The organism is Gardnerella greenwoodii 00703Dmash (assembly GCF_000263635.1).
GTDB classification, from domain to species: Bacteria; Actinomycetota; Actinomycetes; order Actinomycetales; family Bifidobacteriaceae; genus Bifidobacterium; species Bifidobacterium greenwoodii.
On record NZ_ADEV01000011.1, the window covers coordinates 41,373 to 58,166 of the forward strand.

A 16,794-nucleotide genomic window follows, 5' to 3' on the forward strand; every position below is an offset into this window, starting at 1 on the left:
CGGTATCTTAAAGAGCTAAGGATAAGAATATGGCACAAGATGTGCTTAACGACCTGAATATGGTTCGTAACATCGGCATCATGGCGCACATCGATGCTGGTAAGACTACTACAACCGAACGTATTCTTTACTACACTGGTAAGAATTACAAGATCGGTGAAACTCATGATGGTGCTTCTACCATGGACTTCATGGCTCAGGAGCAGGAACGCGGTATTACTATTCAGTCTGCTGCAACCACCTGCTTCTGGAAGCGTCAGACTCACGACGTTGATGACCGCTATCAGATCAACATCATCGATACCCCAGGCCACGTGGACTTCACCGCTGAGGTGGAACGTTCCCTTCGTGTTCTCGACGGTGCTGTTGCAGTCTTCGATGGTAAGGAAGGCGTGGAGCCTCAGTCTGAAACCGTGTGGCGTCAGGCAGATAAGTACAGCGTTCCACGTATTTGCTTCATCAACAAGATGGATAAGCTTGGCGCAGACTTCTACTACTCCGTCAAGACCATCAAGGAGAAGCTCGGCGCAACTCCACTCGTTATTCAGCTTCCAATCGGCGCTGAAAACGACTTCACTGGCGTTGTTGACTTGATTCGTATGAAGGCTTACGTCTGGAATGACGTTAAGGACGATATGGGTGCTCACTACGACACCGTTGACATTCCTGCAGATTTGCAGGATCGTGCAGAAGAGTATCGTGCTGAACTCATGGATCAGGTTGCTGAAGCTGACGACGAATTGGTTGAGAAGTATCTCGAAACTGGCGAACTTACTGAAGAAGAAATGCGCGCTGGTATTCGTAAGCTTACAATCGAACGTAAGGCCTTCCCTGTAACCTGCGGTTCTGCATTCAAGGATAAGGGTGTTCAGCCAATGCTGGATGCTGTTGTTGACTTCCTTCCAAGCCCAGAGGATGTTCCATCCATTAAGGGCTTCAAGCCAGGCGACGAATCCGTTGAAATTGACCGCAAGCCAGTGAACACCGATCCATTCGCAGCTTTGGTCTTCAAGATTTCCACCCATCCGTTCTACGGCAAGCTCGTGTTCGTGCGCGTTTACTCTGGCGAAGTTAAGCCAGGTGATTCCGTGTACGATTCCACGAAGTCCAAGAAGGAACGCGTTGGCAAGATCTTCCAGATGCACGCTGATAAGGAAAATCCTGTAGATTCCGCAGAAGCTGGTAACATCTACACCTTCGTTGGTTTGAAGAACGTCAGCACTGGTGATACCTTGTGCGACGAAAAGAACCCAATCTCCTTGGAATCCATGACCTTCCCAGATCCTGTTATCGAGGTGGCTGTGGAGCCAAAGACGAAGGCTGATCAGGAAAAGATGAGCTTGGCTTTGGCTAAGCTTTCTGACGAGGATCCTACCTTCCAGGTTAAGACCGATGAGGAATCCGGCCAGACTTTGATTTCCGGTATGGGCGAGCTTCAGCTTGACATTATCGTTGATCGTATGCGCCGCGAGTTCAAGGTCGAAGCGAATGTTGGTAAGCCACAGGTTGCTTACCGTGAAACCATTCGTAAGGCTGTTATGAACCAGGAATACACTCACAAGAAGCAGACCGGTGGTTCTGGTCAGTTCGCTAAGGTTTTGATGAACTTCGAGCCTCTCGACACAGAATCTGGCGAAACTTACCAGTTCGTCAACGAAGTTACCGGCGGCCACATTACCAAGGAATTCATTCCTTCCATCGACGCAGGTGTGCAGGAAGCTATGGAGTCCGGTGTGTTGGCTGGCTTCCCAGTTGTGGGCGTAAAGGCAACCGTCACCGACGGTCAGACTCACGATGTCGATTCTTCGGAAATGGCCTTCAAGATTGCAGGTTCCATGTGCTTCAAGGAAGCTGCACCAAAGGCTAATCCGGTAATTCTCGAACCAATTATGGCAGTCGAAGTCCGTACTCCAGAAGAGTACATGGGCGATGTCATGGGCGATTTGAACTCTCGCCGCGGTAACATCCAGTCTATGACTGATGCAACCGGCGTTAAGGTTATTGACGCAAAGGTGCCGCTGAGCGAAATGTTCGGCTACATCGGCGATCTTCGTTCCAAGACTCAGGGCCGCGCAATGTTCACCATGCAGATGGACTCTTACGCAGAGGTCCCGAAGGCTGTTTCGGACGAGATTATTAAGGCTCAGCGCGGCGAATAAAGCGCACGCTACTTCGGTGTTTTCTGTCCCCGGTCAACGCTAGAATTTCTACGTTGACTGGGTTCTGGCACCGAAGTGGCACCTAACCCAGAAACCCAGTAAATATGTAGCGAAAGACTTTACACATTCGTGTAAAGCAAACTACGAGACGTCCAGGAGGACAAACACATGGCAAAGGAAAAGTACGAGCGTACTAAGCCGCATGTCAACATTGGTACCATTGGTCACGTTGATCACGGCAAGACTACTCTGACCGCGGCTATCTCCAAGGTGCTGCACAGCGAATATCCTGATTTGAACCCTCAGTATGACTTCGATCAGATTGATGCCGCTCCAGAAGAGAAGGAACGCGGTATTACCATCAACATCGCACACATCGAGTATCAGACTGAAGCACGTCACTACGCTCACGTGGACGCTCCAGGCCACGCTGATTACGTTAAGAACATGATCACCGGTGCTGCTCAGATGGATGGCGCAATCCTCGTGGTTGCTGCTACCGATGGTCCTATGGCTCAGACCCGTGAGCACGTTTTGCTCGCTAAGCAGGTCGGTGTCCCGAAGATCCTCGTTGCTTTGAACAAGTGCGATATGGTTGATGACCCAGAGCTTATTGACCTCGTTGAAGAAGAGGTCCGTGACCTCCTCGAAGAAAACGGCTTCGATCGCGACTGCCCAGTCATCCGCACCTCTGCTTACGGTGCTTTGCATGATGACGCTCCAGATCACGACAAGTGGGTAGAGACCGTCAAGGAACTCATGAAGGCTGTTGACGAGTACATCCCAACCCCAACTCACGATCTTGATAAGCCATTCTTGATGCCAATCGAGGATGTGTTCACCATCTCCGGTCGTGGTACCGTTGTTACCGGTCGTGTTGAGCGTGGTAAGCTCCCAATCAACACCCCAGTTGAGATTGTTGGTTTGCGTGACACCCAGACCACCACCGTTACCTCCATCGAGACCTTCCACAAGCAGATGGATGAGGCCGAAGCTGGCGATAACACTGGTCTTCTTCTCCGTGGTATCACCCGTACCGACGTTGAGCGTGGCCAGGTTGTGGCTGCTCCAGGTTCTGTGACCCCACACACCAAGTTCGAAGGCGAAGTTTACGTCTTGACCAAGGACGAAGGTGGCCGTCACTCGCCGTTCTTCTCCAACTACCGTCCACAGTTCTACTTCCGCACCACCGACGTCACCGGCGTTATCACCTTGCCAGACGGCGTTGAGATGGTTCAGCCAGGCGATCACGCAACATTCACTGTTGAGTTGATCCAGGCCATCGCAATGGAAGAGGGCTTGACCTTCGCAGTTCGTGAAGGTGGCCGTACCGTTGGTTCCGGTCGTGTGACCAAGATTCTTGCCTAGTATTTTCTAACTGAAAATATTAGCTAAGGCTTAACAAAGACCCCGCGAGGAAACTCGTGGGGTCTTTTGTTGTATTCACGCGACGACCTGCTTGAGCTATGCATTGCGAGCGATGACATGTTTTCTGCGCGAGTGTCTCATTTTGCCCATTTTTGGACACTGGTGCAGATGGGTTACTGCGTTAGGGTCTCTGATTGTAGATTATTGGACATTAGTGCAGATTGCGTACTGCGTTAGGGTCTCTGGTTGTCTGTTTGGGAAACATTCGACGTGTAGTTCTCTGGTATTTGTTGTCGTTTTTGCCTTGGCTGACCACATTTGCCGTGTATTTTTCCGGCTTTTGGAGGGTTTGGTGGGTATGGCGCTCCAAACGTGGGTAATTCATCGCGCTTTTGGAGGGTTTGGGGTTGTTTGGCGCTCCAAATGTGGGGAAACGCTCGCGCTATAAGCGCTCGCTTACGAAACTCGCGTTGGAAGTCCACTGGACTTCCAATCTGAGCGAGTTTCCGCTACGAGTTGCCTTCGCGCGCTACGCTTTAAGCGCTTCGGCAGGTCGTCGCGCCCATGTTTGGAGAGTAGAACACATAAATAAAAACCCTGCCGACGAATCAGCAGGGTTTTGTGTTTAGAAAATCAGAACTACTAATCTCTGTTGTTTCCAAGCAGCTGCAGCAAGTAAATGAACATGTTAATAAAGTCCAAATAAAGCTGGAAAGCGCAGAAAATCGACAGCTTCTTAACCATTTCTGGCTGATTTGCGTACTGCTCAAGAAGCGAGCGCGTGGCTTGCGCATCGTAAGCGGTTAGGCCAGCAAAAATCAGTATTCCAATAGCTGCAACAATTCGCAATACGCCTGCACCAGGAGCGACGAACATCAAAATAACTTGCGTAATAATTAACGCAATAAGCGCAACCATAAGAATTGGCCCAGCTTTAAGTAGATTCATCTTCGTAGTGAGCGCAAGCATAGTCAAGCAAAGGAAGAATCCTGCAGTTAACGCAAAGACTAGTGCAATTGAGCCTATACTAAATACCATAAAAATAGTGCTGAGCGTAAAACCGGTTAGAGCCGAATACGCATAAAACAGAACGCGCGCTGTAGTAGTGCTCATTTTCATGATGCGAGTGCCCATAAAAACGGATATAATAATTTGCGCGCCAATTAGAAGAATCCAACCCCAGCCGCGAGTTGCAAGCATAAATTGCAAGAATAAATTACTGGTTTGTGTAAACATTGCAACTAGTGCAGTTACAGCAAGACCAATCGTCATTTCGCCGTAAGTGCGACCTACAGAAATTCTTTTTGCTTTTTCAAAAGCGTAAGTAGCATTAGTGTCGATTACTTCAGGAGCGCTCGCTCCGTAATAATCTTGCGTAAAGTTTGTCATAATTTCTCCTTAACAGCTGTGAAATAAAACGCTGTCAAGACAACGTTCTCATAATATTTTAGCTGATGCATCTTAAAAAATGCTAAAAATGTAACGTAATTTAGTACTTTTGCACAAATAGACTATAGATTAACCTACAGTTTAGCAGTTTCTCGAGTATTATAGAAAGACGTGATACTTGATCGTCATAATCGCGTAAACGCAGCAGAATTGTACGCCCGCCTTCATAGCAACGAAGCAATTAGTGAGCAGGGCGTTGAAAATAACACTAATACAAATACGCACGAGCAGCACGAACACGAGCACGCTTCGCATAATTGCCCAAACTGCGGCAAATCAAACTCCCCAATGCTGCCGGAAGATCAAATCGACGAATTCGTAAACATGATGCAAGTTTACGAAGGCGCGATGTACGAAATCAGCACAAAGCTTGAGATTCTCGACAGCGAATTCCAGGTGCGCTTCTCACACGACCCAATTCACCACATGGAGCGCCGCCTTAAGTCAGTTCACTCTATTTTTGAAAAGCTGCAGCGCCGCAATCTGGAAATTTCCACGCGCTCTATACGCGACAATCTTTTCGACGTTGCCGGCATTCGCGTCATCTGCAATTATTGCGACGACGTGTACTCCGTAGCTCAGTACCTTTCTAAACAAACAGACATTCAGGTGCTGCGAGTCAAGGATTATATTAAAAATCCTAAGCCGAACGGATACCGCAGTTTGCACGTGATTTACGCAGTGCCTGTGTTCTTGTCGTCGGGCGCGCATTATACGCCGGTTGAAGTGCAGTTCCGCACAATTGCAATGGATTATTGGGCTAGTTTGGAACACGCTTTGCGCTATAAAGCCGGTTTGCCGGATGCAAAGTTGGCTGAGCATTCGCAGACTTTGCTTGATTGCGCGCGCAACTTGCAGAATATTGAGGCGCAGATGCAGGGCATTCACCGCGATATTAACGGCGCTCCTCGAGCTGAAGAAGCCCCAAATAGCAGGGCGTGAGAATCGTTTCAGCAGCCTCGGGATTATAATATTTAAGATAAATCTGATTTGTATGCGCGTAAGTTGAGGAGCGTGACGTGGCGGAAAATAAGCAAAATCACGTGCCGAAAGTGATTTCAATCGTAGGACCTACAGCTTCCGGCAAAACGGGTCTTGGTATTGCGCTGGCAAAAAAACTAGCTGAACGCGGCGTGCGCGCGGAAATCATCAATGCAGATGCGTATCAAATGTACCGTTACATGGATATTGGTACGGCGAAGGCGAGCACTCAAGAGCAGGCGGAAGTGCCGCATCATTTGCTGGATATTATCGATCCAGAGGAAACTATGACAGTCGCGCGCTTTCAAGATCTTGCGCAAAAGTGCATTCGTGAGCTGCAGTCGCGCGGTGTGAGACCGATTTTAGTTGGCGGTTCGGGATTGTATGCGCGTGCTGCAGTGGATGATATTACATTCCCTGGTACGGATGCGTCTATTCGTGCAGCTTTAGAAGAGCGCGAGCGCAAAGAGGGTGCGGGTGCGCTGTTTGATGAGTTGCAAAAGAAGGATCCTGTTGCCGCGGCTCATATGGATGCGCGCAATCCGCGACGTACTATTCGTGCGCTTGAAGTGATTGAGCTTACCGGAAAGCCTTATTCTGCAACGCTTCCGCGCTATAAATACGTGATTGATTGCCTGCAAATTGGTTTAGATTTAAAGCGCGAGGATTTAGACAAGCGCGTGGATTTGCGTACACAGCTGATGCGAGAACAGGGGTTTGTGAACGAAGTGCGCGCAATTCGCGGTAGATTAGGTGTGACTGCAGCTCGTGCTCTCGGCTACCAGCAGATTATGGATTATTTGGATGGCGTGTGGAGCGAGGATGAGGCTTTTGAGGATATTGCACAGAAGACTCGTAGGCTTGCGCGAAAGCAGATGGGCTGGTTTGGGCGAGATGCGCGCATTCATTGGTTGGATGCTCTGCGTCCGGATCTTGCGGATGCTGCGCTCGCGTTAGTTGATGCTGCAGATGCGGGGGAGTTTGATAACGAAGACGCTGGTGCGACTCAGCATCATCTTGGATTTGTGCAGTAAATGCTGTGCTTAAAACGAAAGTCGACATAAACAGCGCAACGCTGAGTAGTTTTTGTCGCCTGCGCGCTATTTAGTTGCGCGCTATTTAGTATTGATGATGCGTGTGATCGTGCATAACATCGTGGTGCTCTGTTGCGTGAGGAATATGCATTACGCGCATTCGATTGATCGCCCTGCGCGCAAGATTATGAGCCGATCCTGCTCCTTCACCTTTAACGCCAAAAATGACCAGTAGTGCCATAACAGCGGTAATAATCGCGCTAATACGTAGCGTCCACTGCACTCCAAAAATGCTTGCAGCAACATCTGCTGCGTGACCGCTTCCAGTAACAGTACGATGCCACGTTGTTAGAACCGTCATTGTAACTACCAGCACAGGAGCGCCAATCGCACCCCAAAGCTGACGCATAGTATTAGTTACAGCCGATCCATCGCCAAGTTCTTCGGGTTTCAAGCAATTAAGCGACCAGGTTGTTATTGGCATAAGCAAGAATCCCATACCAATTTGGCGCGTGAATTGCCAAATAGAAATCCACCAAATCCAAGTATTCATGTCAATAAGACTCATCATTACAGTGCCAAAAAGCAGAATAATAGAGCCTGCCATTGCAACTGGTCTAACTCCAAAACGATCCAGCATACGTCCGCCAAAATACTGCGAAATCGCCATTCCGAAAGCGCCCGGAAGTAGAATCAGACCGCTCATAGTAGCAGAAAAACCGCGGTCGGACTGAATATAAAGCGGAATAAGCACCATAATCGAGCTAAAAGCGAAGAAAGTTAAGCATGCGCAAATTGTGCCGATCATAAAGTAGCGGTTTTTAAGTACGCTAAGTCCAAGAAGGGGAGTGTGACCGCGCTTTTGCGCTCGCAACTGTCTTATAACAAACCACGCAATTCCCAAAGCTCCAACAACCATAGGAACCCAAGAAAGTGGGTGTGTAATTCCACATCCTTCAATATTAGTGAAGCCGAACATAAGTCCGCCAAAACCAATAATCGAAAGACCAACCGAGAAGAAGTCGGCGTGAGCGTTAGGGTCGTGTTCGCCAAAATTATGCAGGAAAAGAACCGATAAAATCACGGAAATTACGCCGATAATTGTAAGAGAGCAAAAGATTGATCGCCATCCGTTAATATCAGTTTGCAATCCGCCAATAGTAGGGCCGATTGCTGGAGCAATGCTCATTGCCATACCGACACTACCCATAGCCATGCCGCGTCTAGTAACAGGGAATACGGAGAAAACTGTTATTTGCAAAACAGGCCACATTACGCCCGTGCCAATCGCTTCTAGGGTTCGGCCAATAAGTGCCATCATAAAATCGTTACTTAGCCACGCAAGAACTGAGCCGATTGTAAAAAGAAGCATGGAAGTAATAACAATTTGACGCGTTGAAAATCGGCGAGTTAAGAACGCTGTAAGAGGCACCATAATTGCCATAATCAGCTGGAAAATAGAGGTTAGCCACTGACCTGTTGTAACGCTTATGCCAAATTCTTGCACAATTGTTGGAAGAGCTGCCGTAAGTTGCAGTTGCGCAAAATTGCCTATGAAGGTAATAAACGTAAGAATTGCAAGGGAAATTAGTGCAGGTTTAGTAAGACGATTATTGCGGTATGCTTCTTCTCCTGCCAAAGCATGGCTGAGATTACGGCTTTCAAAAGATAGCCAATTTGCTATTGCCACAATAAAATCCTTTTCTTTTCTAAAAGCTAAAAGCGTGTAAAACCAATGTGTAAAATCAGCGCGCTAAACAAGCGTGCGCAGTCAGCGTGCGTAGTCAGCGTGCGTAGTCAGCGTAATGAACCGACTTGCTGCACCGACTTGCGGCACCTACTTGCGAAACTTACGCGTTTTGGCACAAATTATATTTAAAAATTAAAATTGCCTAAATCAGTAGCTGCGGTAGGAAAGCCAGTGCTGATAAGCTCCCTGAATAGAACCGTAGCGGCCGTTGCAGTAATTCCAGAACCATCGGAGCTGAGTCTGATAATTCGTGGCCCAGTCAGCGCCCGCAGAAGCCATCTTTCCACCTGGCAAAGCTTGAGGCAAGCCGTAAGCGCCAGAAGGATTCATAGCATTTACTCTCCAGCCTGATTCATGAGAAATAATGAACACTGTAGCTGTAAAGTCTGCTTCGCTATAACCGTTGGAAATAAGCCAGTCGTGAGCCCATTGCTGCATTTCGCCAGCTGGAACTGTAGTTCCAATAGAAGCAGCTAATCCAAGATTTGCCGAAGCGCCGCCAGTTCCAACAAGAATAACCTTGTCTTTTGGAGCTTTCTTTACGTAAGAGGAGAAAATGTTGGAAGAAACAACTTTACCTTTTGCGCGCGTAACTATTTTTGCTGTTTCCATAACGCCGTCAGCGCCCTGGCTTTGCACTTTTTCAGTACCTTTTGGAAGAGCTGCTGTTTCTTTTTTCACAACGTTAAAAGAAATCGGATCGTCGGAAGTTTCGAGCTTTGCTCCGGCGCGATTAATTGTAATAACGGTTGATTCGTCAACTTTTGTGTTAAGTGAAGGCGTTACAACATCGTGCGGTTCAAGAGTAATATCGCCAGCGTCTAAAACTGATTTTACGTCGGTAAAATTAGTGCCTAAAATCGTGCGATGATGTCCGTTTATAACAACGTTTATATATGAAGTTGAGCCTTTAGTGAAAACATCTCGAGCAGCGCCACGAGAAACTTGCGTGGAATCAGTTGCAGAATACGAAGTTACAGGTGCTGCATGCTCTTTGGATGAAGTGTAAAAGCCGCGGGAAGTAAAGCCGAGTGCCACCAAAGCTATGGAGCTCACAATAATCGCACCAAACTTAGCCCACTGACGTAAACTGAGCGAACTAAGCGTAACAGTATGATTTCGGTGACTGGTGGCCATAAATCTCCCTTTGTTGAGTAAACGCAATCAAAGCAAATAACACAATCGAGTGCCTGAATGCGAATAACCAAGTTGGCAAATAACCAAAGTTATTAATATTCTAGTAGCACGTAAAGAGAAGGGCGTTATTTCAACGTTTATGAATTTAGTCTTCTGAATCGTCGTCCGTTACAAGTTCTTTTGCTTTTGAAACTACCAACTCTAATTCGTTAGCAGTTATAGCACCTTGGTGATTCCAAACCAATCCACCATTTTTTATGACCTGAATAGTTGGAATAGAATGGATTTCTGCTTCTTCTGCTATTTGCTGATTTTCGTCAATGTCGATTTTAACAAAAGCAATATCTGGATGATTATTGCTTACAGATTCAAAAATTGGACCAAATGAACGGCACGGACCGCACCATGTTGCCCAAAAGTCAACGAAAACAATTTCGTTAGACTCAACAATAGACATGAAATCTTCCTGGCTTGCGTGAATAACTGCCATTTTTTCTCCTATCTTTAGTCCGTTTGTATAAGTATACCCCATATATTTATCTGTATATTTGTTTGCATATTTATGTGTATATTTATGTGCATACTTATCTATATATTTATCTGTCGCCTTGCGGCACTAGGCTAGGTTGCATGCTTGATATTCAATTTATTCGTGAACATGCCGACGTAGTTAAGGAATCGCAGCGCAAGCGTGGCGAGTCTGTTGAACTAGTCGATGAAGTGTTGCGCAATGACGATTTGCGCCGTGATGCTCTTAAGGCTTTTGAAGCTGCTCGCGCTGAGCAGAAGGCGATTGGTAAGAAGGTTGCGTCTGCTCCTGCGGAAGAAAAAGCCGCGCTTATTGCCGAAACTAAGGAATTGGCTCAAAAGGTTGCTGAATACAAGGCTGAATCCGAAAAAGCTACTGCCGACTACACAACCGCAATGTGGAAGCTTTCCAACATCGTTGAAGATGAGGCTCCAGAAGGCGGCGAAGACGACTACGTGGTCGTTAAGAAGGTTGGAACACCTCGCGATTTTGCAGCTGAAGGCTTTGAGCCAAAGGATCATTTAACTCTTGGTACAGGCGTTGCTGGCATTGATATGCGTCGTGGCGTAAAGGTTGCAGGTTCTCGCTTCTACTTCTTGCGCGGTGCTGTGGCTCGTTTGCAAATCGCAATGCTTACTATGGCTGTAGATCAAGCAGAGGAGCACGGCTTTACGCTTGCGATTACGCCAACTTTGGTGCGTCCAGAAGTTATGCGCGGAACTGGCTTCTTGAATTCTCACGCGGATGAGATTTACCGCCTTCGCGAGCCAGATGATCAGTATTTGGTTGGTACTTCCGAAGTTGCTTTGGCTGGTATGCATGAGGATGAGATTCTTGACTTAAGCAATGGTGCTTTGCGTTATTGCGGATGGTCGAGCTGCTACCGTCGTGAGGCTGGCGCTGCTGGAAAGGATACTTCCGGTATTATTCGCGTGCATCAGTTCGACAAGGTTGAAATGTTTGTTTACTGCAAGCAGGAAGATTCTCGCGCTGAGCATCAAAAGTTGCTTGGCATGGAGCAGGAAATGCTTGCTAAGGTGGAAGTGCCTTACCGCATTATTGATACTGCTGCAGGCGATCTTGGTTCTTCTGCCGCTCGCAAGTTTGATTGCGAAGCTTGGGTTCCAACGCAGGGTCGCTACCGTGAGCTTACTTCTACTTCTAACTGCACCGAGTATCAGGCTCGTCGCTTGAATGTGCGCGAACGTATGGAAGATGGCGGAACTCGTCCAGTAAGCACTTTGAACGGCACTTTGGCTACTACGCGCTGGCTTGTGGCTATTTTGGAAAATCATCAGCATGAAGATGGTTCGATTGATATTCCAAAGGCAATGCAGGCTTATATGGGCGGCAAGGAAGTTATTGAACCTACGAAGTGGGAAGCGTGAGAGTCGCGTTCCACGCGTAATGATATGCTTAACCCCTGTGCGTTAAGAGCGTATTAGTTGCGTTTGCGCACAGATTGGATGGGTGTCCGAGCGGTCTAAGGAGACGGTCTTGAAAACCGTTGTAGGGAAACCTACCGCGAGTTCGAATCTCGCCTCATCCGCGAATAGGGTTTCTAGCAAATCGCTAGAAACCCTTTTTTCGTGCCGTTTTTGTACTGTTCAGAAATCTTATTGCAATAAAGCGTCGGCCTGCTATACTTGTTTATGGTCATTTGTTTACTTGTATAAACAAATGTTATGCGATTTTAGTGTCGCACTTAAAAATGTATGTGACTTATAGCATCGCACTTAAAAATGAATCAGCTTACAAAGGAGTAATAATGACTTCAATAATCCTGGATTGCGATCCTGGTCATGATGATGCAATGGCTATTTTGTTAGCACTTGGCAATCCGAATATCGACTTGATTGGCGTAACAACTGTTGGCGGCAACCAAAGCCTCGAAAAAGTCACGTATAATGCGCGCGCAACGCTGGAAATGGCACATGCTACGAATATTCCTGTGCACGCAGGCTGCGATCGTCCTATGATTCGTCCGCTGGAAGTTGCGGCTGCAGTCCACGGCGAAACTGGCTTGGACGGCGTAACTCTTCCGGAACCGACGCGCCCATTGGACGAAGGCCACGCTGTAAATTGGATCGTTGACACGATTATGAGCCACGAGCCAGGCACAATTACTCTCGTTCCAACCGGCCCGCTTACGAATATTGCTATGGCTGTGCGCATGGAGCCTAGAATTGTTAGCCGCGTTAAGGAAGTCGTGCTTATGGGCGGCGGCTACCACGTTGGAAATTGGAGCGCGGTTGCAGAGTTTAATATTAAGACGGATCCGGAAGCTGCACACGTTGTGTTTAATGAGGCATGGCCTATTACAATGGTTGGCCTTGATTTAACTCATCAGGCTCTTTGCACGCCGGAAGCTCAAGCAAAGATTGACGCAGTCGGCACGCCTCTTGCCGCGTTTGCCAGCGGTTTGATGGACTTCTTCCGCAAGGCATACCAGAATAATCAGGACTTTATTGATCCGCCTGTGCACGATCCTTGCACTATTGCGTATTTGATTGACCACAGTGTTGTTCAAACTCGTCGCTGCCCGCTTGACGTTGAAATTAAGGGTGATTTGACGCTTGGTATGACAGTTGCGGATTTGCGCGGACCTGAGCCTTCGGCTGACGAGTGCCATACTCAGGTTGCTACGAAGCTTGATTTCAATAAATTCTGGGATTTGATTGTCGACGCGCTTAAGCGTATTGGCTAATTGTACTAAAATTATTGCGGATATTTTTCAAGTATTATCAAATACTGATACGAGGTTATTATGACTGAGGTTTCATCTCCAGCGCCTTCCATGTTAGATAAAGGCGGCCGCTCAATCGTAGCGCTAATGACTGCGCTTCTTGTGGCAATTTTTGCATTCCAGCTCAACGCTTCAATGCTGTCTCCAGCATTGGCAACGATGACAAAAGAGCTTCACACAACCGATACGCAAATCGGCTTAACTCAAACGGTATTCTTCACTGCAGCAGCTTTGTTCTCGCTGTTTTTGCCGCGATTAGCTGATCTAGTTGGTCGTAAGAAGGTGCTTATTGGCATTTTAATTTCTACGATTTTAGGCTGCGTTGTTTCAGCTCTTGCTCCAGACGTTAACATTTTGATGATTGGCCGTATTTTGCAAGGTGCGTCTGGCCCTGTGGTTCCAATGTGCTTGATTATGCTGCGCGTTCGCGTTGCTGAAGAAAAGCGTTACGCAAGATTGATGGCAATCTTAACTTCTGTAAACGGCGGTATTGCAGGCGTTGACGCCCTTCTTGGCGGATGGCTTGCTGGCAATTATGGATTCCGTTCCGTATTCTGGACCATGGCCGGTATTGCTGTTGTTGCAGTTGTTATGGTTGTGCTTGCTGCGGATGAATCTCACGCTGAAGAAACGCCGCGAATGGACTGGCTGGGCGTTATAACTCTTGGTATTGCGTTCTTGGCAGCATATCTTGCAATTAATGAGATTGATAAGCTTGCTTCCGCAAACTTGACTATGATTGCAGGACTTGTGGTTGTGGCTGTTGTGTTCTTCGTTGTGTTCTGGAAGATTGAGGGCAATAGTGCAGCTCCGCTTGTTTCTACGCATTACATGAAGCAGCGTCGTACGTGGGGTCTTCTTTCTTGCACGCTTTTGACGATGACTGGCGTATTCGCTTTGATGAACGGCGTTGTGCCGCAGCTTGCGCAGGATGCGAAGGCTGGTGCGCATTTGGGTGCTGATGTTGTGAGCTTTGCAACGCTTACACCTTACGCAATTATTGGATTCCTGTTCGGACCTATTGCCGGTATTTTGGCCGCAAAGTTTGGATACCGTTTGGTGCTTCGCGTGGGAATTTTGTTGAGCATGGTTGGTGTGCTTTTTGGCATTTATGTTGCTGGAGTTCCTTCTGTGTGGGCTCTTGTAGTGCTTTCGCTCGCTATGGGCGTAAGCTACGCTGGTATTTCCAACATTATGCTTAACGGACTTGGTATTGTGCTTTCTCCAAAAGATAATCCAGGCTACTTGCCAGGCATGAATGCTGGAGCGTTTAACTTGGGTGCTGGCTTGAGCTTTGCAATTCTTTACGCTGTGATGACAAATGTTGCAGGAACTAATGGTGCAACAGGCGGATACATGGCTTCTATGGTTGCGGGCATTGTGTTGCTTGCACTTGCGTTTGCTTGCTCCTTCTTAATCCCGAATCCTGAAGAAGTAAATAAGTAAGTTAAGTAGTGTTGTTTTTGACTGCAAACGCCGGGGAATTTTCTCCGGCGTTTGTTGTTGCGTGACGACTTTCTGAGCTATTAGACTGTGGCGCGAGTTTATTTTCGTTATTCTTGGCTTTCGTCTATGAGTTTTGTAACTGATTTTGTTCTCTGGTTTTGACGAGGCTAGAAAATTTGTGTTTGCGTGCGTGTTTACTGTGGTTATGAGATGTGGCTGTGAGAGATAGGAATTACTTGTCTCGCAGCGCTACGCTCTTATACCTTATTTAGACTTAAAGGTTGCATAGTTAAGTTTAGTTTTTTACTTACTTTCTTTCAAAAATAGTTATTTATCAAAAAGATATTACTATCGCTCCGCTTTTATATTGCTCGATCAAGCAATTCCTATCTCTCACTCGTAAATTCACACACCGTTGTTTTTGGTGTGGTAGGAAGAGTGCTTGGCGTAGTGTGCGCTGCAGCAATAATGCTAATGTTCGCTAATCAACAGGAATCAACGTTGCCTCGCTCAGTGCGAAAAATCTCAAATCTCACCGCGCTGGTATTCGTACACTAAAGTCGCAAAACAAACTGTGGGTTGGTGTGTGGTATATGTGCCTGGTGTGATGTGTGCAGTAGCAATGATGCTAGTGTTCTTTAAGCAATAAATACTTAACGTAAGCAGAGCAATACTGCAAAGCTACAGGAACATTTGCAGGAAAATGCGCGGCATTTGTTTCCTTTTGAGGTTACAGCTAAGCTAGAAGTATGCATATTATTGCGGGACGTTTCAAATCTTTGCCACTTACTTCGGCGCAATCTTGCACACGGCCGACCACAGATCGCACGAAAGAAGCCATATTTTCTAGGCTTGATTCGTGGGATGTTATGCACAATGCTCGCGTTCTTGATTTATTCGCCGGCACAGGTGCGTTAGGAGTTGAGGCATTATCTAGAGGCGCGCGCGAGCTGGTTTCGGTTGAAGCGAACGCTCAGGCTGCGTCTCTTATACTTCGTACGGCGAAGACCTTGCAGAGTTCAAAATCTTGGGATTCTGCGCTTTCTATGAGGGTGATTCGAAAGCGCGCGGAGCAGTTCGTTGCAGATTATAGTGGGGAAGCGTTCGAGCTGATTTTTATTGATCCGCCTTATGCTTACGAAACTTCGGATTGTGAAAGTTTATTGGCTTCGATGATTACTAGTGGCGTTGCTAGTGTTGCGGCAGACACGCTGATTGTGCTTGAACGCAGCGCGCGTAGCGTCGCTCCGGCGGTTCCTGAGGGTTGGGAGCTGTTTGACACGCGCAATTACGGCGAAACTGCTGTGCTGTTTATTCAGCCTTCTCGCGACTAATCTTATTTTTCATAAGGTTTTGCGAGGGTGCTCGCCGGAAACTTCCCAGCCGAGAGCCATCAGCGTTTTTCGATCCGCTTTATCTAGCGCGCGGCAGTCAAGTCGCTCAATTAAATCCGGTCGAATCTCGCTAGTACGCGAAATCGCTTCGTCTCGGCGGAATCTGTCTACCTTCGCATGATTTCCAGAAGTCAGCACTTCCGGAACGCTTATACCGCGCCAAGTAGTCGGCCGCGTGTACTGATGATGCTCCAACAGTGCATCCGCACCAGTATAAGACTCTTCAACAATCGACTCAGGATTTCCCATAAACCCAGGAATTAGGCGCGTAATCGCCTCAAGCATAACGCTTACTGCCACTTCGCCGCCGTTAAGCACGTAGTCACCAATCGAATATTCGCGCACGTCGATGCCTTTTGCGCGGTAATATTCCGGAATTCTAGCGTCGTAGCCTTCGTAGCGGCCGCATCCAAATAGCAAATGATTAGCGTGACTTAATTCCGTTGCATCTTTTTGCGTAAATAGTGGGGCAGAAGGGTTTGGGAAAATAAGAATTGGTAAATCTTGCGTATCTTGCGAATCCTGCGCATTTTTCTGATTCGGCAAATTCAGCAGCTCGTCTAAGCATTCAGCCCAAACTTCCGGCTTCATAACCATCCCGGCTCCGCCGCCAACAGGAGTATCGTCAACTGACTGATGCACATCGTGAGTCCACTTTCGCAAATTGTGTGCGCGAATCTGCAGAAGGCCGTTATTTTGCGCCTTGCCAAGCAGACTTAAATCGAGCATTTGAAAATACTCGGGAAATACTGAAACAATATCGATGTCCATCATAATGCACTCTACTACGGAAACTACGGA

At 47.4% G+C, this 16,794-nt stretch carries 13 protein-coding genes and 1 tRNA gene; 9 read left to right on the plus strand and 5 right to left on the minus strand.

All coding sequences use genetic code 11. The features are described 5' to 3' along the window. Positions 1-29 precede the first annotated feature (29 nt). Both fusA and tuf read left to right on the plus strand, forming a co-directional pair. Positions 30-2,159 carry an elongation factor G gene (gene fusA / locus NG78_RS00310; RefSeq protein WP_004135467.1) on the plus strand — a complete coding sequence of 710 codons (2,130 nt, stop codon included), beginning with the start codon at positions 30-32 and terminating at the stop codon, positions 2,157-2,159. Between the two features lie 168 nt (positions 2,160-2,327). Then, positions 2,328-3,527 (plus strand): elongation factor Tu, encoded by a 1,200-nt coding sequence (gene tuf / locus NG78_RS00305; RefSeq protein WP_004135469.1) that lies wholly within the window; start codon positions 2,328-2,330, stop codon positions 3,525-3,527. Between the two features lie 642 nt (positions 3,528-4,169). Here the strand turns inward: tuf and NG78_RS00300 are convergent. Further along, positions 4,170-4,916 (minus strand): Bax inhibitor-1/YccA family protein, encoded by a 747-nt coding sequence (locus NG78_RS00300; protein ID WP_004135471.1) that lies wholly within the window; start codon positions 4,914-4,916, stop codon positions 4,170-4,172. 171 nt (positions 4,917-5,087) lie between these two features. Between NG78_RS00300 and NG78_RS00295 the strand changes: the two genes are divergently transcribed. Together NG78_RS00295 and miaA are read left to right on the plus strand one after the other, a co-directional pair. Beyond that, positions 5,088-5,918, plus strand: a complete 831-nt coding sequence (locus NG78_RS00295) for a GTP pyrophosphokinase (protein WP_004135473.1) — start codon at positions 5,088-5,090, stop codon at positions 5,916-5,918. 77 nt (positions 5,919-5,995) lie between these two features. Beyond that, on the plus strand, positions 5,996-6,991 hold the full coding sequence (miaA, locus tag NG78_RS00290) for a tRNA (adenosine(37)-N6)-dimethylallyltransferase MiaA (protein WP_004135474.1): 996 nt from the start codon (positions 5,996-5,998) through the stop codon (positions 6,989-6,991). A gap of 85 nt (positions 6,992-7,076) precedes the next feature. Here miaA and NG78_RS00285 read toward each other — a convergent pair whose 3' ends face one another. From NG78_RS00285 to trxA, 3 genes are all read right to left on the minus strand, one after another. Next, positions 7,077-8,681, minus strand: coding sequence for an MDR family MFS transporter (locus tag NG78_RS00285; RefSeq protein WP_004135475.1), 1,605 nt, complete (start codon positions 8,679-8,681; stop codon positions 7,077-7,079). 207 nt (positions 8,682-8,888) lie between these two features. Next, positions 8,889-9,878 carry an aggregation-promoting factor C-terminal-like domain-containing protein gene (locus NG78_RS00280; protein WP_004135478.1) on the minus strand — a complete coding sequence of 330 codons (990 nt, stop codon included), beginning with the start codon at positions 9,876-9,878 and terminating at the stop codon, positions 8,889-8,891. A 145-nt stretch (positions 9,879-10,023) separates the two neighbouring features. Next, positions 10,024-10,368 (minus strand): thioredoxin, encoded by a 345-nt coding sequence (gene trxA, locus NG78_RS00275; protein ID WP_004135480.1) that lies wholly within the window; start codon positions 10,366-10,368, stop codon positions 10,024-10,026. Positions 10,369-10,508: 140 nt separating this feature from the next. On the opposite strand from trxA, the gene serS reads away from it, so the two are divergent. The 5 genes from serS (at position 10,509) to rsmD (ending at position 15,933) form a co-directional block, all read left to right on the plus strand. After that, the gene (serS, locus tag NG78_RS00270) at positions 10,509-11,795 is read left to right on the plus strand and encodes a serine--tRNA ligase (RefSeq protein ID WP_004135481.1); all 1,287 of its coding nucleotides are present in this window, start codon (positions 10,509-10,511) and stop codon (positions 11,793-11,795) included. A 76-nt stretch (positions 11,796-11,871) separates the two neighbouring features. Further along, positions 11,872-11,956: transfer RNA gene (locus tag NG78_RS00265), tRNA-Ser, on the plus strand. 219 nt (positions 11,957-12,175) lie between these two features. Continuing rightward, positions 12,176-13,114: a uridine-preferring nucleoside hydrolase UriH gene (gene uriH / locus NG78_RS00260; RefSeq protein WP_004135482.1), complete on the plus strand. Its 939-nt coding sequence runs from the start codon at positions 12,176-12,178 to the stop codon at positions 13,112-13,114. 60 nt (positions 13,115-13,174) lie between these two features. Next, positions 13,175-14,599: a uridine transporter UriT gene (gene uriT / locus NG78_RS00255; RefSeq protein ID WP_004135483.1), complete on the plus strand. Its 1,425-nt coding sequence runs from the start codon at positions 13,175-13,177 to the stop codon at positions 14,597-14,599. Positions 14,600-15,348: 749 nt separating this feature from the next. After that, positions 15,349-15,933, plus strand: coding sequence for a 16S rRNA (guanine(966)-N(2))-methyltransferase RsmD (gene rsmD / locus NG78_RS00250; RefSeq protein WP_004135484.1), 585 nt, complete (start codon positions 15,349-15,351; stop codon positions 15,931-15,933). Between the two features lie 9 nt (positions 15,934-15,942). Here rsmD and trmD read toward each other — a convergent pair whose 3' ends face one another. After that, entirely contained in the window at positions 15,943-16,764 is an 822-nt protein-coding gene (gene trmD, locus NG78_RS00245; protein ID WP_004135485.1) for a tRNA (guanosine(37)-N1)-methyltransferase TrmD, read from the minus strand. Positions 16,765-16,794: the final 30 nt, after the last annotated feature.

What these genes read in the sequence shown, in the direction of transcription:
- rsmD (WP_004135484.1), top strand. Translation starts at nt 15,349, where the DNA reads ATGCATATTATTGCGGGACGTTTCAAATCTTTGCCACTTACTTCGGCG.
- fusA (WP_004135467.1), top strand. Translation starts at nt 30, where the DNA reads ATGGCACAAGATGTGCTTAACGACCTGAATATGGTTCGTAACATCGGC.
- trxA (WP_004135480.1), bottom strand. Translation starts at nt 10,368, where the DNA reads ATGGCAGTTATTCACGCAAGCCAGGAAGATTTCATGTCTATTGTTGAG.
- trmD (WP_004135485.1), bottom strand. Translation starts at nt 16,764, where the DNA reads ATGGACATCGATATTGTTTCAGTATTTCCCGAGTATTTTCAAATGCTC.
- NG78_RS00300 (WP_004135471.1), bottom strand. Translation starts at nt 4,916, where the DNA reads ATGACAAACTTTACGCAAGATTATTACGGAGCGAGCGCTCCTGAAGTA.
- tuf (WP_004135469.1), top strand. Translation starts at nt 2,328, where the DNA reads ATGGCAAAGGAAAAGTACGAGCGTACTAAGCCGCATGTCAACATTGGT.
- uriH (WP_004135482.1), top strand. Translation starts at nt 12,176, where the DNA reads ATGACTTCAATAATCCTGGATTGCGATCCTGGTCATGATGATGCAATG.
- NG78_RS00280 (WP_004135478.1), bottom strand. Translation starts at nt 9,878, where the DNA reads ATGGCCACCAGTCACCGAAATCATACTGTTACGCTTAGTTCGCTCAGT.
- uriT (WP_004135483.1), top strand. Translation starts at nt 13,175, where the DNA reads ATGACTGAGGTTTCATCTCCAGCGCCTTCCATGTTAGATAAAGGCGGC.
- serS (WP_004135481.1), top strand. Translation starts at nt 10,509, where the DNA reads ATGCTTGATATTCAATTTATTCGTGAACATGCCGACGTAGTTAAGGAA.